The sequence below is a fragment of the Mycobacterium sp. URHB0044 genome (assembly GCF_000620625.1).
GTDB lineage: Bacteria > Actinomycetota > Actinomycetes > Mycobacteriales > Mycobacteriaceae > Mycobacterium.
In genome coordinates, this window is record NZ_JIAW01000033.1 from 1 (window position 1) to 16,988 (window position 16,988).

Here is a 16,988-nt window from a genome sequence, read left to right on the forward strand (position 1 = left end):
CGCCCGCAGATCTGCCCGCCAACACCTGCGCCCGAACGGTCAGCGCGGTGGGCAACATCGGACTGAACTCAGTCGCCTACAAGGTCGGTGCCCAATACGCCTTTCAACAGGTTCTCGTCGTCAGTGACGGCGACAACATCATCATCACCGATCTGGACGGCGAGGTCCTCGCCGAACGAACCCGACCCGCACCCGGCGTCAAATACGTCGGCAACGGCCGACCCCGCGGCCCACGCGCCAAAGATGACGAAGCGTCACCGAAGTCCTGACACACCTACTGTCACCAAAGTCCTGATACAGAACTGTCACCGATGTCCCGAGACATCACAGTCCGACATGAATGTCGTACTAACGGCTACGGAACCGATCCCGTAGTTGCGGATCTTCCTCCCACCACAAGGTTCGGCGATCCGAGCCAACTTCGACGTGTCCGGCAGGGTCGGCTGCGTCAGCCTCGTCGGCGACCGCCTTCTCGTGTGACCCCAACGCACGCATGAGCATCAGCAGAAACGGCAATCCGACAATGTCCCCGAGAATCCACAGAATGCCCGCGCCGACGGTCTGATCGGTCCGCATGCTCGGGCCCCAATTTCGGCCAAGCGCCGCGTAGTAATCGCGGGCGATCAGCGGGCCGAGCCACAACACCAGCCCCAGTAGGCCGTCGCCGAGGGTCTCGGCGACACTGATCAAGATCGAGAGCAGCGGCGAGTAGCGGCGCGGCACCGGATCGGACTGCAGCCGCGCATAGAAGTAACCAAAGCCGATGAGCAGCAAGGCTATCCGCGTCAGCGCGGCGACGACGCCGTTGGTCAGCGATGCCACGTACCACGGTGTCAGGTACAGCAACCACGGCGTCGCCAGCATCATGGCCGAGGTGACCGCGGGCGAGCACAACAGCCGGGCCGGCCGGGACGCCAACAACCCGTCGATGCGACGCCTGCCCGACGGGCTCGACCCAGCCCGCAGCGTCGCCACCGGCCGACCGATCGCCAGGAGGAACGGCACGACGAACAGCAGCAACAACACCTGTAATGCCCGCATCCAGAACAACACCGGTGCATAGACGGCGATGCCGCTCAGCGTCGCCAACGCCCATACCGCCAGTCCGGTGCCGAAGCTCCACGCTTGCGCTGCGGTCGGCTCACCGCTGCGCCGGGCCATCCGCTGATATTCGGCACCGATGACGAGGATCAGTGTCAGAGAGAGGAAGTCCGGTGACCACGCTCCGATGAGCGCGTGCAGAGGCGGCACCCGCCGAAAGCTACGCCGCGAACCTGGCAGGATTCAGTCAACGACTTGGGTGTTCGCCTCAGAGCACGCCAACGCACGCCCTGGCGATCGCCAGCTCCTCGTCGGTCGGGATGACGAGCACCGTCGTCGGCGACATCTCGGCGGTGATGCGGCGCGGTCCCTTGGCGGGGCTGTCGTTGAGGTGCTCGTCGAGTTCGATGCCGAGCGTGGCCATGGCGCTGAGCGCATCGCGGCGCACCAGGGCGTCGTTCTCCCCGACGCCCGCGGTGAACGTGATGACGTCGGTGTTGCCGAGCAGGGCCAGGTAGGCGCCGATGTACTTGCGGAGCCGGTGGATGTAGACGTCGTAAGCCAATCGCGCTGCCTCGTCACCGGATTCGATGCGTTCGTGCAGCACGCGGAAATCGATCTCGCCGCCGAGGCCCAGCACCCCGGAGCGGCGGTTGAGCATGGTTTCGATGTCCTCGATGCTCATGCCTGCCGTTCGCGACAGATACGTGATGATGCCGGGGTCGATGTCGCCGGAGCGGGTGCCCATCACCAGCCCCTCCATCGGCGTCAACCCCATCGACGTGTCCAACGGACGTCCCCCGACGATCGCCGACGCCGACGCACCGTTGCCGAGGTGCAGCACGATCTGGTTCAGCGACTCGAGCGGCGCCTGCAGAAACTCCGCGGCCTGCTCGCTGACGTACTGGTGCGACGTGCCGTGGAAGCCGTAGCGGCGAATGTGCCACTGCTCGGCAAGGTCCCGGTCGATCGCGTACGTCCGTGCCGCTGGCGGCAGGTCGTGAAAGAACGCGGTATCGAACACGGCGATGTGCGGAAGGTCCGGTAGCGCCCGGCGCGCGACCCGAATGCCGAGCACGGCGGGCGGGTTGTGCAGCGGGGCCAGTGGGGCCAGGGACTCGAGCGTGGCGATCAGTCCGTCGTCGACCAACGTCGGTCGGTACAGATCGGGGCCGCCGTGCACGACGCGATGACCCACTGCGACCAGACCGAGGTCGTCGAGGTCGCGGCCGGATTCGGCCAGCTCGTCGAACGCCGCACGCAACGCCGCGGCGTGGTCGGCGATCTCTCCTTGGCCGATGCGCTCCACGATGCCGTCGGCGAGTTGCCGACCCGAATCTGGCTCGACCACCGCATACTTCAGCGACGATGAGCCGCAGTTGAGCACCAGCACGGTGCGGGCGGAGCTCACTTGCCCTGCGCCTGAATCGCGGTGATGGCCACCGTGTTCACGATGTCCTCGACGAGCGCTCCCCGCGACAGGTCGTTGACCGGCTTGTTGAGACCCTGCAGGACCGGTCCGATCGCGATGGCCCCCGCGCTGCGCTGCACGGCCTTGTAGGTGTTGTTGCCCGTGTTGAGGTCGGGGAAGATCAACACGGTCGCACGGCCTGCAACCTTGGAGTCGGGCATCTTGGTGACCGCCACCGACGGCTCGACCGCGGCGTCATACTGGATGGGCCCCTCGACGAGCAGTTCGGGTTCGCGCCGCCGTACCAATTCCGTTGCAATCCTCACCTTTTCGACGTCGGCACCGGTTCCCGATGTGCCGGTCGAATACGACAGCATGGCCACCCTCGGTTCGATGCCGAACTGTGCCGCCGTCCGGGCCGAGGAGATCGCGATGTCGGCGAGTTGCTCCGACGTGGGGTCGGGCACGATCGCGCAGTCACCGTAGGCCAGCACCTCGTCGGCCAGACACATTAGGAAGATGCTCGACACCGTGGAGACTCCGGGCGTGGTCTTGATGATCTCGAAGGCAGGCCGGACGGTGTGCGCCGTGGTGTGCGTCGCACCGGAGACCATGCCGTCGACCATGTCGTTGTGCACCAGCATCGTGCCGAAATACGAGACGTCGTGGATGATCTCGCGCGCCTGCTCCACCGTGACACCCTTGCGCTTGCGCATCTCGGCATACTGCTCGGCGAACTGGTCACACAGTTCACTGGTACGCGGATCCAGCACGGTGGCCGCCGACAGGTCCACGCCGAGTTCGGCCGCGCGGCCCCGCACCACGGGCTCGTCGCCGAGGATGGTCAACTCCGCCACCGACCGCTTCAACAGCCGACCCGCCGCACGGAGGATGCGGTCGTCGTCGCCTTCTGGCAGCACGATCCGTTTGCGGTTCGACCGCGCCCGGTCGAGCAACTGGTAGGTGAACATCTGCGGCGTCGTCACCGACGGGATCGGAATCGACAGTTGCGCAATCAGATCCGCGGTGTCGACGTAGGCGTCCATCAGCGCCAGCGCGGTGTCGACCTTGCGCTGCGAGTCGGCGGTCACCCGTCCCCGCGCCTGGGCGACGGCCCGCGCCGTGTCGTAGGTGCCGAGCTCGGTCGCAACGATCGGCAGCCGCAGCCCAAGGCCTGCCACCAGCGCGGCGATCGACGGGTGCAACGGCAAACCGCCGTTGAGGATGATGCAGGACAGCGACGGAAAGCCTTCGGCCGCATGGGCACTGGCCATGGCGAGCACGACGTCGGAGCGATCGCCCGGCGTGATCACGGCCATCCCGTCGTGCAGCCGTTCCAGTACGTGTTCGGCGGTCATGCCCGCCACCAGAACGCCCATCGCCTCCCGGCTCAGCAGCTCTTCGTCGCCGCTGATCAGCGTGCCCGCAACGGCGTCGCGCAGCTCCCCCACCGAGGGCGCGACGAGAAGCGGCTCCTCCGGCAGCACGTAACTCTTGACGCCGACGCGCTGCAACGCCTCGGAGACGGCTGTCAATTCGTCGGGGTCGCAGCGGTTGGCCACCACCGCCGCGGTATGGGCGTGCTGGCCCGCGATCTCGGCAAGGCACAAGTCGACGACGTGGACCACCTCGTCGGGTGTGCGGTCCTTGGCCCGCACTGCCAGCACCACCGGCGCGCCGAGGTTGACCGCGATGCGTGCGTTGACGCTCAGCTCGCTCGGCGCGGCAACGTCGGTGTAATCGCTGCCGACGATGACCACCGCATCGCATTGCTCGGCCACCCGGTGGAAGCGGTCGACGATGTCGGCGAGCGCGGTGTCCGGGTCTTCGTGCAACTGCGCATAGCCGACGCCGACGCACTCGTCATAGGACAGGCCGGCCGTGGTGTGCGCCAGCAGCAGCTCGAGGATGTAGTCGCGGTCCTCGCCCAAGCGCGTGATCGGCCGGAACACCCCCACCTTCGCGACCGTGGCCGTCAACCGGTGCAGGATTCCGAGCGCGATGGTGGACTTCCCGGTATCGCCTTCTGGCGAAGCGACATAGATGGCAGAGACGCTCGGCACCCCTGGAAGCCTGCCGTATCAGCCCAGCCGGCGCAGCCGCGGCTCCAGATCACGCTGGAAGAGTTCGAGGAAGCGGCGCTGATCGTGGCCGGGTGCGTGGAAGACGAGGTGGTTGAGACCCCAGCCGACGTACTGGCCGACCTTCTCCACGGCCTCGTCGGGATCGGACGCCACGATCCAGCGCTTGGCCACCTGCTCGATGGGCAGCGCGTCGGCGGCCTTCTCCATCTCGATCGGATCGTCGATGCTGTGCTTCTGCTCGGCAGTCAGCGACAGCGGCGCCCAGAACCGGGTGTTCTCCAGCGCCAGTTCGGGATCGGTGTCATAGGAGATCTTGATCTCGATCATCCGGTCGACGTCGTCGGGGTTCTTGCCCGCGGCCTCCGCACCCTCCCGCATGGCGGGGATGAGCTTGTCCTTGTAGAGCTCCTCACCCTTGCCCGACGTGCAGATGAAACCGTCACCCGCACGCCCGGCGTACTTGGCCACCTGCGGGCCGCCGGCGGCGATGTAGATCGGGATGCCACCCTCGGGCACGTCGTAGATCGAGGCGCCCTTCGTCTTGTAGTACTCGCCGTCGAAGTCGACCCGGTCGCCCAGCCACAGCTCGCGCATCAGCTTGACCGACTCGCGCAGCCGCGCGTAGCGCTCCTTGAACTCGGGCCACTCGCCCTCATAGCCGGTCGCGATTTCGTTGAGCGCCTCACCGGTGCCCACGCCCAGGAAGATCCGGTCCGGGTACAGACAGCCCATGGTGGCGAACGCCTGCGCGATGACCGCCGGGTTGTAGCGGAACGTCGGAGTCAGCACCGACGTGCCGAGGACCATGCGCTTGGTGCGCTCGCCCACGGCGGTCATCCAGGCCAGCGACCACGGGGCGTGACCGCCCTCGTGGCGCCACGGCTGGAAGTGATCGCTGACCGTCGCGCTGTCCATGCCGTGCGCTTCGGCCTCCACGGCCAGCTCGACGAGCTCACGCGGGGCGAACTGCTCCGCCGACGCCTTGTATCCAAGTTTCAGTTCAGCCACGTAGTCGTTTCTACTCCTGCCGCCAATGGCAGCGACCGTGCGCCCGCATAAACTCGGCACATGGCGGCCATCACGGCGATCACCGACACCGTCCACTTCGCTCAGACCGACCTGGTGAACTGGACCCTCGTCGCCGACGACACGGGCGTCCTGATCATCGATTCCGGGTTTCCCGGCCAGCGCGACGAGGTGCTGGATTCGGTGCGCCAGCTCGGATTCGGCATCGACGACATCCACGCGTTCCTGCTCACCCACGCACACGTCGATCACTTCGGCACGGCAATCTGGTTCGCCAAAACCCATGGCACGCCGGTCTTCTGCCACGCCGACGAAGTCGGCCATGCCCACCGCGAGTACCTCGAACAGGTGTCGATCACCGACCTGGCCACGAAACTGTGGCAGCCGCGCTACCTGAAGTGGACCCTCGACATCACCCGCAAGGGTGCACTGGTCCACGACGGCATCCCCACCGCACACGCCCTCACCGAGGAGGTGGCGGCAGCCCTGCCGGGCACGCCGATGGCGATCCCCACCCCCGGCCACACCGGCGGGCACTGCTCGTTCGTGGTCGACGGCGTGTTGGTCAGCGGTGACGCTCTGGTCACCGGCCATCCGGTGTCGACGCGGCGCGGACCACAACTGCTGCCGAGCCTGTTCAACCACGATCAGGACGCATGCGTGCGCAGCCTCGCCGCACTGGGACTGCTCGACACCGAGGTGTGTCTGCCCGGCCACGGGCCGGTATGGCGGGGATCGATCCGCGACGCCGTCGAGCAGGCCGCGCGGTGAGAGCTCAGGTCAGGACGTCGTAGCCCAACAGGAAGATCGCCGTCAGGCACAGCCCGCACGACACCAGAATGGCGGGCATCAGGATCATCTGGTCGAGTTCCTCGTCGTCCAGCGCGTCACTGACCACGGGCCCGAACAACACCCGCCCCACGACGTTGTCCCGCAATGCCCGTACGACTCTGCGCACGGCGTTGACGTCGCGCTTGCGGCCGATCAGGGTCCGCAGCGCGAATCCTGCGACGAACGTCAGGACGGCGGCCAACAGCAGCAGCCATCCCACGACCGTCTGCGACACGATTCACCCCCGGGTCTCGGCAATACCCGTTTGCGGCGAGCTTAGAGGCCCAGCCGCCGACGCAGCGTGAACCCGCGGTATTCGGTGCGAAAAGGAGCCCCGCCCATGCCTATACGAGTAGGTGGCCCATCGTTTGGATAGGCTGGCCAGGTGTCAGTTGGCGGCCGAACACCGGCGAAGCGTTCTGCTCAAATCCTCTGCGGCGCCCTCGCCGGGCCGCTCTTCGTCACTGCCTTCACCGCGATCGGAGCCACGCGTCGCGGGTACGACTGGCGACGCGCTCCGGTCAGTGCGCTTGCCGTCGGTCGTCGCGGTTGGCAACAGCGCGCCAACTTCGTCCTTGCCGGAGTTCTCTACTCATGTGCCGCTGCGGGTCTCGGGCGCTCCGATGCGCGGCGCATCGGGCCCCGCGCGGTCCCGGCCCTCGTCGCAGGAGTGGGCATCGGGTTGATCGGCTCGGGCGTGTTCGTCACCGACTACGTTGGTGGTCCTGTGAGGCAGGGCTCCGCCCGGCCCACTCGTGCGGGGCAGCTGCACGACTTGTGCGGCATCCCGGTCTTCGCGGGCATACCCGTCGCCGGCTTGGCCAGCGCGGCCACGGCCGTGCGGAACGGGGACTACCGCTGGGCCTGCTATTCGGCAGGATCGAGCACGGTGATGGCGGGCAGTTTCCTTCTCGTCGTCGCAGCAATGCGAGGCCGGTCCGGCCTCAGCGGCAAAGGCGGCCTATTCCAACGGATTTCGCTTGCAGCCGGCCTCGGCTGGCTGAGCTCGTTGTCGCTTCGCGGGTTATCTCGCTAGCCGCCTCAGTTCAGACCCCACCGTTTGGCGAGCAGCTCGTGGGAACGAATCCGGTCGGCGTGGCGGTGCGTGACCGAGGTGACGACGAGCTCGTCGGCGGCCGTCAAGCGCTGAAGGGCGTCCAGACGGTGCGCGACCTCATCCGCATCCCCCACGAATTGCGTTGCAAGCCGGTCCTCCACGACGGCCAGCTGGTCGGCGGTGAGCGGCTCGCACGAAGCGGGGTCCGGATACGGCACCGCGCCGTCGCCTGCGCGGATCGCGTACACCCAGTGCCCATAGCTGGAGGCCAACTCTCGCGCGGCGTCGGTGTCGTCGGCGACGACGACGTCGGCGGACACCACGACGTACGGTTCACGCAGCGTCGCCGACGGGTGGAAGGCATCGCGATACACGTCGATCGCCTCCAACGCGGTTGCCGGGGTGATGTGGTAGCTCGCCACGAACGGAAGCCCATGTGCGCCGGCTACTTGCGCGCTTTGCCCCTTGCTGCTGCCGAATACCCACGGGGACAAGGCAGCTCGGTCTCCCGGCACCACGTGCGACTCGACGCCGTCGGCGTGATAGCTGCCGTCCAACATTGCCAGGATGTCGGCGACCTGATCGCCGAAGTCGGGAGACTGCGCTTCGGGCTGCTGCAGCACCGACATTCGTGCCTTCAGCCGCGGGTTGCGCATCAGCGCGCTCACGTCGAACGGTGGTGGCACCACGACGCCGTCGACTTCCCGCCATTCCCGCGGCGGCTTCGGCCGGTCGCCGCTCGGCTGCTTGGCCGCCTCCCGCCGACGCTGCCCTGACCGACCCACCCCAAGGTCGATCCGGCCGGGGTAGAACGCGTCGAGCATGCCGAAGCTCTCGACGACCGCGACGGCGGTGGTGAAGCCCAGTTGCACGGCCGCCGATCCGACCCTGATGTCCTTGGTCGCCGCCGCGATCTGACCGATCAGCACGGCAGGCGAGGAACTGGCCACCGCGACGAAGTGGTGCTCGGCGATCCAGTAGCGGCGGTATCCCCACTGTTCGGCGTGCTGGGCGAGATCGACGGTGTTGCGCAACGCGGTTGCCGCGTCGCTTCCGGCGCTGATGGGCGCCAGATCGAGAATCGAGAGGGGGACGCTCACGGAAGCTCCTTGCTGAACGCGACGGGATAGACCTCGCCATCGGCGGGCAACGGTTCGGGCAGCCGCCGGTACCCGGTGGCCAGATACAACGCCTCGGCCTCGGGTTGGCGGTCGCCGGTGGTCAGGTAGATACGGCGGTAGCCGGCTGCTGCGATCGCCTTCTCCAGCTCGGTGAGCAGCGCCTTCCCGTGGCCCTGGCGGCGGTGTGCGCTGTCGGTCCAGATGCGTTTCAGTTCGGCCGTCTCGGGGTCGAATCGGCGGAAGGCGCCACCGGTGACGGGCCGCCCGTCGCGCAGGCCGATCAGCATGCCGCCCGCCGGTGGCGCGAATTCTCCGGCCGGATACTGGCGCAGCCAGGCGCCGACCGCGTCGGTGGTGCTGCCATAGCGGGTGGCGTACTCGACGGCGAGCTCGGCTAGCAGCGGCTCGGCCAGAGGATCGTCCTGGCCGACCGCCACGAAGCGCAGGCGGTTCACGGCTGGCACGGACATCACCTAAGGGTCCAACGCGCGACGGTCGACCGCATTCCGGGGTGCCCCTTTCGCCTCGTGGTGATTGAAATCCCGATCCGTTTCCAAGACCACTTCTCAGTAAAAGTTGACACGTGTAAAGTTTGGCCGCATGGACAACATCAGGGGTAAGACCATCGCGATCACCGGCGCCGCGCGCGGCATCGGTCTTGCCACCGCCAAGGCATTGCTGGCCCGCGGTGCACGCGTGGTCATCGGCGACCGTGACGTGGCGGTCCTCGAATCGGCGGTCGCGGGGCTGAGCTCGCTGGGCCAGGTATCGGGCTATCCGCTCGACGTCACGAACAAGGAGTCGTTCGCGACGTTCGTCGACAAGGCGCGCAGCGACGGTGCCGGTCACCTCGACGTGCTGATCAACAACGCGGGCGTGATGCCCGTCGGCGCATTCCTCGAGCAGTCCGAGCAGGCCATCCGGTCGGCCATCGAGGTGAACCTGTACGGCGTGCTGACCGGCTGTCAGCTGGCGCTGCCGGACATGGTGAAACGGCGCAGCGGCCACATCATCAATGTCGCGTCGATGGCCGGCATGGTCGCCGTGCCGGGACAGGTGGTCTACGCAGGCACGAAGTTCGCGGTGGTTGGTCTCTCGACCGCGCTGGCCGACGAGTTCGCCCCGCAGGGCGTGGAGGTGACGGTGATCCTGCCGACGTTCACCAACACCGAACTGATCGCGGGCACCAAGGCGACGGGCGCTAACAAGCCGGTGCAGCCGGAGGACATCGCCGCCGCCATCGTCAAGGCGCTGGACAAGCCGAAAACCCATGTGTCCGTACCGGGTCCGCTTCGGTTCATCGGCGCGGCCACCTCGATGCTCGGTCCGCGCGGGCGGCGCTGGCTGTCCAAGCAGATGGGCAACGACAGGGTCTTCCTCGACTTCGACACTCGCGCGCGAGCGGATTACGAGAACCGGGCGCAGCACGCGACCGGTGTCGTGGAGGACTAGGTCAAGCCGGGAGATGCCGCCGCCAGGCCGATCTCGCGGCATGCGTCCAACAAGCGGTGGTCATAGGTGACGAACGCTGACAGTTCCCGTTCCATCTGAGCTGCGGCAGCGAGGTGTATCGCGTCGAGAGACCGTAGGCTCGGAGGGCCGATCGTTTCGGCCAGAGCGATCACCGGTTCAGTGAGCGGAAGAATGTCCAGCCCATCGAGCAGATAACGAGCCCGCTCCGATTGCCCTGGGTCCCCGTATCGCGCAACCACTCTCATCAACTCAACCCGACCGAGCGCGCTCGTCGCCGCATACTCGCCCTGCTCACTCTGCACAGCTAGCCACGCCTGAAGGTCGGGCGTCTCCGCCTCGGCAATGAGCAGCTTCGTCAGGGCCGAGGTGTCCATGTAGATCACTGCTCGTTGCGCATCTCGTTGAGGACGTCCGACAGATTCCTCTTGCGATCTCGCGCGGGTGCGGCGGCGGTCTCGAAAAGGTTCCGTGGACGACGAGCCGGCACGAGGGCACCGGCGTCGATCAAGGCTTCACGGGAACGGGCGGCAGCCTGCACGGGGACGAGCCGGGCAACCAGCCGCCCGTTGTTCGTGACGCCGAGCTCCTCGCCGGCTTCAACCCGAGCGAGATATCGCGATGCGTGCTGCCGCAGTTCTCGGACTCCGATCACGTCCATACCGTCAGAGTAGCACTTACTGTGCTACGGCCCCCCGGCACCGCCTGCGCGCATGATGGCCGCGAGGTCGGCGCGCGAGGTGGCGCCCACCCGCTGGCACGCCCGCAGCACGTGACCCTCCACGGTCCGCACCGACGTGAACAGCTGATCGGCGATCTCCTTGTTGGACAGGCCCGCTGCCACCAGCTCGGCGACCTCGCGCTGCCGTCCGGTCAGCGGGGTCGGCGACGCCGGGCTGCGCGTGGCCGGCGTGCAGAGACCGCCGCAATCGGCGGCCAACTGAGCGGACAGCGATGCGGCGAACAACCCGCGGCTGCGTGACTGCGAACCCGTGAACGCGACGGCGGCCTGCGCCGCGGCGTCCGCGGCCGTGCACCGGTCGCCGATGGCCTGGTAGGCCTCCGACGCCGCCAACAACCCATTGCCGTCGCGGGTCAGCAGCGACTCGGCATGCGCCGCAACGGTATCCGCCAATGGAAGGGACAGTTCACCCGCCAGCTCACGGGCGCGGGCGGCCACGCCGGGGAGTTCGTCGGCCACGCCCCACTGCACCGCCGCCTGCAGGCAGGACAGCTCGTGGGTGGGTTGTCCCCTGTCGCGGGCGACCGACGCCTCGGCGAGCACCGTTTCGATGGCGCGGGTCAACGACCCGGCGGCCGCCAGCGTCCACCCGGTCGCCGTGACCAGTCCGGTCTGCATGAACAGAAAGTCCGGTTTCACTGACGCCCGCGCCTCTTCCAGAGCTGCCGCGGCGGCGTCCGCCTCCCCCAGCTTGGCGTGCGTCTCGGCCAGCGCGAACATGCAGGCGGGACGCAAACCCGTTGTGATGCCGTGATTCTCGACGCGGGCCAGCGCCTCGTGCAGCAGCTTCTCGGCGGCACGCAGATCGCCGCGCATCAGTTCTGCATTGCCCATCAGGAAGACCAGATTGGCGTACGCCAGACCCGGCATGTCGCTCGCCATCCCGAACAGGTGCGTGGCCACCTGGTGGCACTCTTCGATGCGGCCGGTCAACCTGCACGCCCTGGCATACACGCCGCCGAACCAGAACCGCATGTGCGACGTCTCGAAGGAGTTGGTCGCCCGCTCGAGCGCGGCGCCGGCCACGGGCGTGATGGCGTCGGCATGTCCGAGCGCGCCCGATGCCATCGTCAGCGCGACCGACGCCATCATGGCGTTGATGTCGGCCAGCGACCCCGATTCGAGTGCCGCACTTGCCTTCTTCTCGGCATCGGCGCTTCGGGCGAACACCGCGTCGACGCACGCCTCGACGGCTAGCCGAGCCGCCTGCTGGGCGTCGTCCTCCGGCCCGTCGGCGAGCTCGGCAAGGACGGCGGCCGCCTCGGCGGGACGACCGAGCATCCAGATCAGGTTGGCGGCGCGCAGCGTCGCCCAGCGGTGCCGGTCGGCGCCCGGCCGGGCGGCGAGGTTGCGCAGGAATTCCTCGGCCACCTCACCGCGTCCGGCCGCGACGCGGTTCACGGCCTGAAGTTCGATCGCCGCGCCCATGCCGGATGCCGCGGCCGCCGTGGCCAGCCGCTCCGCGAGGTCGAGGTCCAACAGCTTCATGGTGTGACGGGCGGCGTCCAGGTACAGGTCCGGGTCGGGCGGCAGGTCGGATTCCAGCGTCAGCAGCGCGCGGCGCACCGTGGTCCGGGGATCGCCGTCGCCTTGCACGGACAGCCGCCGGGCCAGCTCGCCGCGCACCTTGGACAGGTACATCTCGCCGACCGTCGCGCGGCGAAGTTCGCCGTAGAGCGGATGCGCCAGTCGGGCCATCAACGTGTCCGCGGTGCGCTCGACGGTCACCAGGCGCAGCTGTTCCGCGGTGGCCAGGTGCTCACGGCCAACCAATTCCGCCAGCAGGTTCACGTCGATCGGCTCGTATTGCGACAGGGTGTCCACGACGAGCGCCACCTCGGGTGCCAACCGATCCAGCTGGTTGCCCACCAAGTCGCTCATGCTCTGCGTGACCGCGACGTCGCCGTCCCAGATCCACACCCCGGCCATCTCACGGATCCGGCCCGCGGTCACCTGATCCTTGACGAGCCGCTGCAGGAACAGGGCGTTGCCACCGGTGAGCCGCCAGAACCGTTGCGCACTGCGCGCGTCCACCGGTCCACCCAGGGTGGCCTCGACCATGGTGCGCGTCGAGTCGGCCGACAGCGGCTCCAAGTCGAGGCGGGCAAGCAGGCCGTCCTTCCACAACGCCCGCACCGCGTCGGGCTCGGGAGCTCCCGTGCGGACGGTCACGACGAGGCGGGCCTCCCGCGTCTGCGCGAGCTGATGCACGACGTGCGCGGAGAACCCGTCGAGCAGGTGCGCGTCGTCGACGCCGAGGACGAACCGCCCGCCACGGTGCTGCCCGAGCAGTGAATCGATCACCCGCCGCACGCTCGGCACGGGGTTGCCGTCGTCGGCGAGGGCCTCGTCGGCCAGGGTCGCGGTGAAGGCGCCCAACGGAATCGGACGCGCCGACGCCGTTCCGACCACCCAGTTCGTGCGCATGCCGGAGGAGGCGACCTGCCCGAGCAGCTCGCGGGCAAGCCGCGTCTTGCCCACGCCGGCCGCACCGGCGATCACCACCCCTGCGAAGTTGCCGACCCCGCTCAGCGCCCGGCGCAGGGTCACGAGTTCGCTGTCCCGCCCGGTCAGCGCATCACCGCTGATCACGGGCCGACTATAACGTGGTCAGCCCACTGCGGGCGGGGGATCGCCGAGCCGGTGTCCCTCGATCTCGTCGAGGCTGGCGAACAGCTCCTCGACCGTGAACCGGTAATCGACCCCGTCGTCCTGACCAGAGCCCACCAGGATCACGTGGGGTTCCTCCGGATCGCTGAGCCAGATCCGGGTGACCGGTTCCACCGACTCGTCGTCCACCTCCACCCCTGACGGCGGATAGAACCAGGTGATGAAACTTTCGCTGGAGAACTCGCGATCGAATTCCCAACCGCGAGGGACGATCTCGTTGGCGATGCGGGCCACGCCCTCGACGTCGGCATGCACCTCGGCGGGCAGCCACCGGTCGTTGCGCGCGACCTGGCGCTTCTTGCGCCGCGCCTTCTTGGCCGCACTCGACCGGGACATGGCTAGCCGAGCGCCTGGTCGAGATCGGTGATCAGGTCCTCGGTGCCCTCGAGACCCACCGACACGCGCACCACACCGTCACCGAGCCCGATCGCCGCCCGGCCCTCCGGCCCCATCGCGCGGTGCGTGGTGGTGGCGGGGTGCGTGATGAGGGACTTCGCGTCGCCGAGGTTGTTGGAGATGTCGATCAGCCGCAATTTGTCGAGCACCTCGAACGCCCGCTGCTTGGTGCCGCCTGCCAACTCGAACGTGACGACGGTGCCGCCGCCCCGCATCTGACGCTTGGCCAGGTCGTACTGCGGATGCGATTCCAGGAACGGATACTTCACCCACGATACCGACGGATGGCCCTCCAGGAACTCGGCGACGCGGTGCGCCGAGGCGTTGGAGTAGTCGACCCGGACGGCAAGCGTCTCAAGGCCTTTGAGCAACGTCCAGGCGTTGAATGCACTGATCGCCGGCCCGGTGTGGCGCATCAGCTTCTGCACCGGCCCGTCGATGTACTCCTTGTCGCCGAGGATCGCCCCGCCGAGCACGCGGCCCTGCCCGTCGATGTGCTTGGTCCCCGAGTAGACGACCACGTCAGCCCCCAGCGGCATGCCCTGCTGCAGCAGCGGGGTGGCGAAGACGTTGTCCAGCACCACCTTTGCGCCGGCGGCGTGCGCGAGGTCGCAGACCGCGGCGATGTCGACCAGCGACTGCATCGGGTTGGACGGCGTCTCGAAGAACACCGCCGTCGTCGGCACCGACAGTGCCTCTTCCCACTGGGCGAGGTCCTCACCGTCGACGAACACGGTCTCCACACCCCACCGGGGCAGGATCTCGTTGCACACCACGAAGCACGAACCGAACAGGCTGCGCGCCGCGACCAGCCGGTCGCCCGCACCGAGCAACGCGCCGAGCGACGTGAACACGGCGGCCATGCCGGTCGCCGTCGCGAACGCCGCGGGCGCGCCCTCCATCAGCCGCAGCCGCTCCTCGAACATCGAGATGGTGGGGTTGCCGTAGCGCGAGTAGACGTAGCGGTCGATCTCGCCGGTGAAGGCCTTCTCCGCGTCGGCGGCCGTCTCGTAGACGTATCCCGACGTGAGGTACATCGCCTCTGCGGTCTCCTCGAAACCGGACCGCAGCAGGCCGCCCCTCACCCCTATCGTGGCCTGGCTGACGCCCTCGGGCAGTTCGGCGGGAATCCGGACCGACGGCACCGGCTGATCGGGCCCGGTCATGACTGGGTCCATGGCAATCCGAGGGCTCGCCACCCCGTGGAGCCGCGATGCTTGTTCTCGTCGAGGTTGCCCTCGAAGCCGTCGAGCACGTTGTAGGAGGGCCCGATCCCCGCCTCGGTGGCGGCCTCGGCCGCACCGATCGAGCGGTTGCCGGAACGGCACAGGAAGACTACGGGCCGTTCGCCGGGCGTCACGCCCGCGGCCTTCAGCTCGTCGACGAAGCCGTCGTTGTGCACGCCGTCGGTGGTGTTCCATTCGATGTACACCACGTCACGCCCGAGGCTCGAGATGTCGGGCACGCCGACGAAGCGCCATTCGGCGGACGTCCGGCAGTCCACGAGCACGGCCTCGGGATCGTCGCTCAGCAGGTCCCAGGCCTGCTGCGGCGTTATGTCTCCCGCGTAACTGCTCACGCCCGCGAGTCTTCCACACCAATCTGGACGGTCACGAGCACACCTTCCAGGTTCCGTCCTCACGCACGACGGTCAATTCGGACCCGAACGGACGGTCGGCCGTCTTGTCGAAGTGGTACGTCACGTTGACGATGGCACGGTCACCGTCGATCCGCACGTCCCGGACGCCGTCGACGTAGCGTTCACCGTCCTTGGCAACCGAATCCCGTTGGCGGGCAAGGAACTCCGCTTCACTGCCCTGCTTGGCGCGGCAGGTGTAGTCCCGGAAGTCCGCGTAGCTCTGGCGTTGCAGCGCGTCGTTCTGGCCGACGACCGCCCGGCTCACGTCCTGGTCCGGGCCGGCGTCGCCATCGGAGCGGTTGAACACCACGATTCCGATCACGACGAGCACGATGATCACCAGCGCACCCAGAAACGGCGCCATCGTGGGCCGGTCGGGCGGGTACTCGGGGACCGGTTCGGTCACGACCCGGACTTGCGCAGGGCGGCCGACACCTGATGGGCGCGGTCACGCGCGCGGACTACGTCGGGCGCGGTGGCCAATGCAACGGACCCCTCAGCGAGCAGGCGCACGTCGCTCTCGGGTACGGCGAGCGCGTCGGCCAGCACACCGGCGCCCGCCTCGCCGTGCACGACTTCGGCCGCGGCGGGCGAGATCATGATGGTGTCGATCGACAACCCGAGGATCGAGCGGGCGTGCAGTTCGAACTGCGAAAGGCGCTGCGACCGCAGCGTCACCAGACCGGCGTCGTCCGGCCGTGGACGCACCGACGTGAAGTAGACCTCGTCGCCACGGACGAGAAGTTCGACGCCGAACACGCCCCGCCCGCCGAGGGAGTTGACGATGCGCGCGGCGATCGACCGCGCCGCGTCCAGTGCGGCGGGTGACATCTGGTGCGGTTGCCACGTTTCGAGCGGTCCCCCGTCGGTCCGCCGGTGCCCGATCGGTTCGCAGAACTGCACCGTCGGCCCCGCAGTCCCGACGCTGCGGACGGTGAGCATGGTGACCTCGTCGTCGACCTCGACGACGGTCTCCGCCATCACCCGGTGCGGCGCATGGCCCGCGGCGATCGCGCGATGCCAGGCCGCCTCGACGTCATCCGGTCGGGTCAGCACGGACTGCCCGTCGGCGGCGATGCCCGACACCGGTGTGACGACCAGCGGGAAGCCCGCATGCTTGGCGACCACGTCGAGTTCGGCTTCCGAACCCGCGAACCAGAACGGCACGGTCGGCAGGCCGAGCTCGTCGGCGGCCAACCGTCGCAACCCCTCGCGATCGAGGCTGAGCCGAGCCGCGCGCGGGGTCGGAAACACCTCGACCGCGTCATGCTCGGCGGCGGCGATGAGCACCTCGGCGGTGATCTCCCCCGACTCGGCGACCACGTACGCCGGCTTCTCCTCTGCCATCCACGATTTCAGGACGGAGACGTCGGCACCTTGATTGACGGTGTGCACGACGGCGCCCAGCCGCTCGAAGGCCAGTGCCAGATCGCGGCCCGCCTGCCCGGAGCCGGAGCTCAGCAGCATCACCACGGGTCGGCTGTCGGTCGGTTCAGTCAT

General features: G+C 68.1%; 18 protein-coding genes and 1 pseudogene. 4 read left to right on the forward strand and 15 right to left on the reverse strand.

Features of this window, described 5'->3' with window-relative positions; translation table 11 throughout:
* Positions 1 to 269, forward strand: a pseudogene (locus N536_RS42755) (IS481 family transposase); the annotation flags it as partial.
* 79 nt (positions 270 to 348) lie between these two features.
* Here the strand turns inward: N536_RS42755 and N536_RS0135270 are convergent.
* From N536_RS0135270 to fgd, 4 genes are read right to left on the reverse strand one after another with little or no spacing between them, the layout of a single operon-like run.
* Complete coding sequence (locus N536_RS0135270) at positions 349 to 1,251, reverse strand: cytochrome c oxidase assembly protein (protein WP_051575010.1); 903 nt, start codon at positions 1,249 to 1,251, stop codon at positions 349 to 351.
* 58 nt (positions 1,252 to 1,309) lie between these two features.
* On the reverse strand, positions 1,310 to 2,452 hold the full coding sequence (locus tag N536_RS0135275) for an acetate kinase (protein ID WP_029117911.1): 1,143 nt from the start codon (positions 2,450 to 2,452) through the stop codon (positions 1,310 to 1,312).
* Positions 2,449 to 4,515 (reverse strand): phosphate acetyltransferase, encoded by a 2,067-nt coding sequence (gene pta / locus N536_RS0135280; protein WP_029117912.1) that lies wholly within the window; start codon positions 4,513 to 4,515, stop codon positions 2,449 to 2,451. The genes N536_RS0135275 and pta overlap by 4 nt, the downstream gene beginning before the upstream one ends.
* A gap of 18 nt (positions 4,516 to 4,533) precedes the next feature.
* The gene (gene fgd, locus N536_RS0135285) at positions 4,534 to 5,544 is read right to left on the reverse strand and encodes a glucose-6-phosphate dehydrogenase (coenzyme-F420) (RefSeq protein WP_029117913.1); all 1,011 of its coding nucleotides are present in this window, start codon (positions 5,542 to 5,544) and stop codon (positions 4,534 to 4,536) included.
* Positions 5,545 to 5,604: 60 nt separating this feature from the next.
* Between fgd and N536_RS0135290 the strand changes: the two genes are divergently transcribed.
* A complete protein-coding gene (locus N536_RS0135290; RefSeq protein ID WP_029117914.1) occupies positions 5,605 to 6,333 on the forward strand; it encodes an MBL fold metallo-hydrolase in 729 nt (242 codons plus the stop codon).
* A 4-nt stretch (positions 6,334 to 6,337) separates the two neighbouring features.
* On the opposite strand, the gene N536_RS0135295 is transcribed toward N536_RS0135290, so the two are convergent.
* The gene (locus N536_RS0135295) at positions 6,338 to 6,628 is read right to left on the reverse strand and encodes a hypothetical protein (RefSeq protein WP_029117915.1); all 291 of its coding nucleotides are present in this window, start codon (positions 6,626 to 6,628) and stop codon (positions 6,338 to 6,340) included.
* Positions 6,629 to 6,778: 150 nt separating this feature from the next.
* Between N536_RS0135295 and N536_RS40460 the strand changes: the two genes are divergently transcribed.
* The gene (locus N536_RS40460) at positions 6,779 to 7,429 is read left to right on the forward strand and encodes a DUF998 domain-containing protein (protein ID WP_081809521.1); all 651 of its coding nucleotides are present in this window, start codon (positions 6,779 to 6,781) and stop codon (positions 7,427 to 7,429) included.
* A 5-nt stretch (positions 7,430 to 7,434) separates the two neighbouring features.
* On the opposite strand, the gene N536_RS0135305 is transcribed toward N536_RS40460, so the two are convergent.
* Positions 7,435 to 8,550 carry an LLM class flavin-dependent oxidoreductase gene (locus N536_RS0135305; RefSeq protein WP_029117916.1) on the reverse strand — a complete coding sequence of 372 codons (1,116 nt, stop codon included), beginning with the start codon at positions 8,548 to 8,550 and terminating at the stop codon, positions 7,435 to 7,437.
* A complete protein-coding gene (locus N536_RS0135310) occupies positions 8,547 to 9,041 on the reverse strand; it encodes a GNAT family N-acetyltransferase (protein WP_029117917.1) in 495 nt (164 codons plus the stop codon). Before N536_RS0135310 ends, N536_RS0135305 begins: the two co-directional genes overlap by 4 nt.
* 130 nt (positions 9,042 to 9,171) lie before the next feature.
* Between N536_RS0135310 and N536_RS0135315 the strand changes: the two genes are divergently transcribed.
* Positions 9,172 to 10,023: an SDR family oxidoreductase gene (locus tag N536_RS0135315; protein WP_029117918.1), complete on the forward strand. Its 852-nt coding sequence runs from the start codon at positions 9,172 to 9,174 to the stop codon at positions 10,021 to 10,023.
* Here N536_RS0135315 and N536_RS0135320 read toward each other — a convergent pair.
* The 8 genes from N536_RS0135320 to N536_RS40465 are packed head-to-tail and all read right to left on the reverse strand — an operon-like array spanning position 10,020 to position 16,988.
* A complete protein-coding gene (locus N536_RS0135320; protein ID WP_029117919.1) occupies positions 10,020 to 10,427 on the reverse strand; it encodes a type II toxin-antitoxin system VapC family toxin in 408 nt (135 codons plus the stop codon). The genes N536_RS0135315 and N536_RS0135320 overlap by 4 nt on opposite strands.
* Positions 10,424 to 10,702 carry a type II toxin-antitoxin system Phd/YefM family antitoxin gene (locus tag N536_RS0135325; protein ID WP_029117920.1) on the reverse strand — a complete coding sequence of 93 codons (279 nt, stop codon included), beginning with the start codon at positions 10,700 to 10,702 and terminating at the stop codon, positions 10,424 to 10,426. The genes N536_RS0135320 and N536_RS0135325 overlap by 4 nt, the downstream gene beginning before the upstream one ends.
* 24 nt (positions 10,703 to 10,726) lie before the next feature.
* Positions 10,727 to 13,375, reverse strand: a complete 2,649-nt coding sequence (locus tag N536_RS0135330; RefSeq protein WP_029117921.1) for a LuxR family transcriptional regulator — start codon at positions 13,373 to 13,375, stop codon at positions 10,727 to 10,729.
* A gap of 18 nt (positions 13,376 to 13,393) precedes the next feature.
* Positions 13,394 to 13,789 carry a hypothetical protein gene (locus N536_RS0135335; RefSeq protein ID WP_029117922.1) on the reverse strand — a complete coding sequence of 132 codons (396 nt, stop codon included), beginning with the start codon at positions 13,787 to 13,789 and terminating at the stop codon, positions 13,394 to 13,396.
* Positions 13,790 to 13,791: 2 nt separating this feature from the next.
* On the reverse strand, positions 13,792 to 15,015 hold the full coding sequence (locus tag N536_RS0135340) for an O-succinylhomoserine sulfhydrylase (protein ID WP_029117923.1): 1,224 nt from the start codon (positions 15,013 to 15,015) through the stop codon (positions 13,792 to 13,794).
* Positions 15,012 to 15,428 (reverse strand): rhodanese-like domain-containing protein, encoded by a 417-nt coding sequence (locus N536_RS0135345; protein WP_029117924.1) that lies wholly within the window; start codon positions 15,426 to 15,428, stop codon positions 15,012 to 15,014. Before N536_RS0135345 ends, N536_RS0135340 begins: the two co-directional genes overlap by 4 nt.
* A 31-nt stretch (positions 15,429 to 15,459) precedes the next feature.
* Positions 15,460 to 15,852 carry a nuclear transport factor 2 family protein gene (locus N536_RS0135350; protein ID WP_051575014.1) on the reverse strand — a complete coding sequence of 131 codons (393 nt, stop codon included), beginning with the start codon at positions 15,850 to 15,852 and terminating at the stop codon, positions 15,460 to 15,462.
* Between the two features lie 38 nt (positions 15,853 to 15,890).
* Complete coding sequence (locus N536_RS40465; protein WP_036438827.1) at positions 15,891 to 16,988, reverse strand: ATP-grasp domain-containing protein; 1,098 nt, start codon at positions 16,986 to 16,988, stop codon at positions 15,891 to 15,893.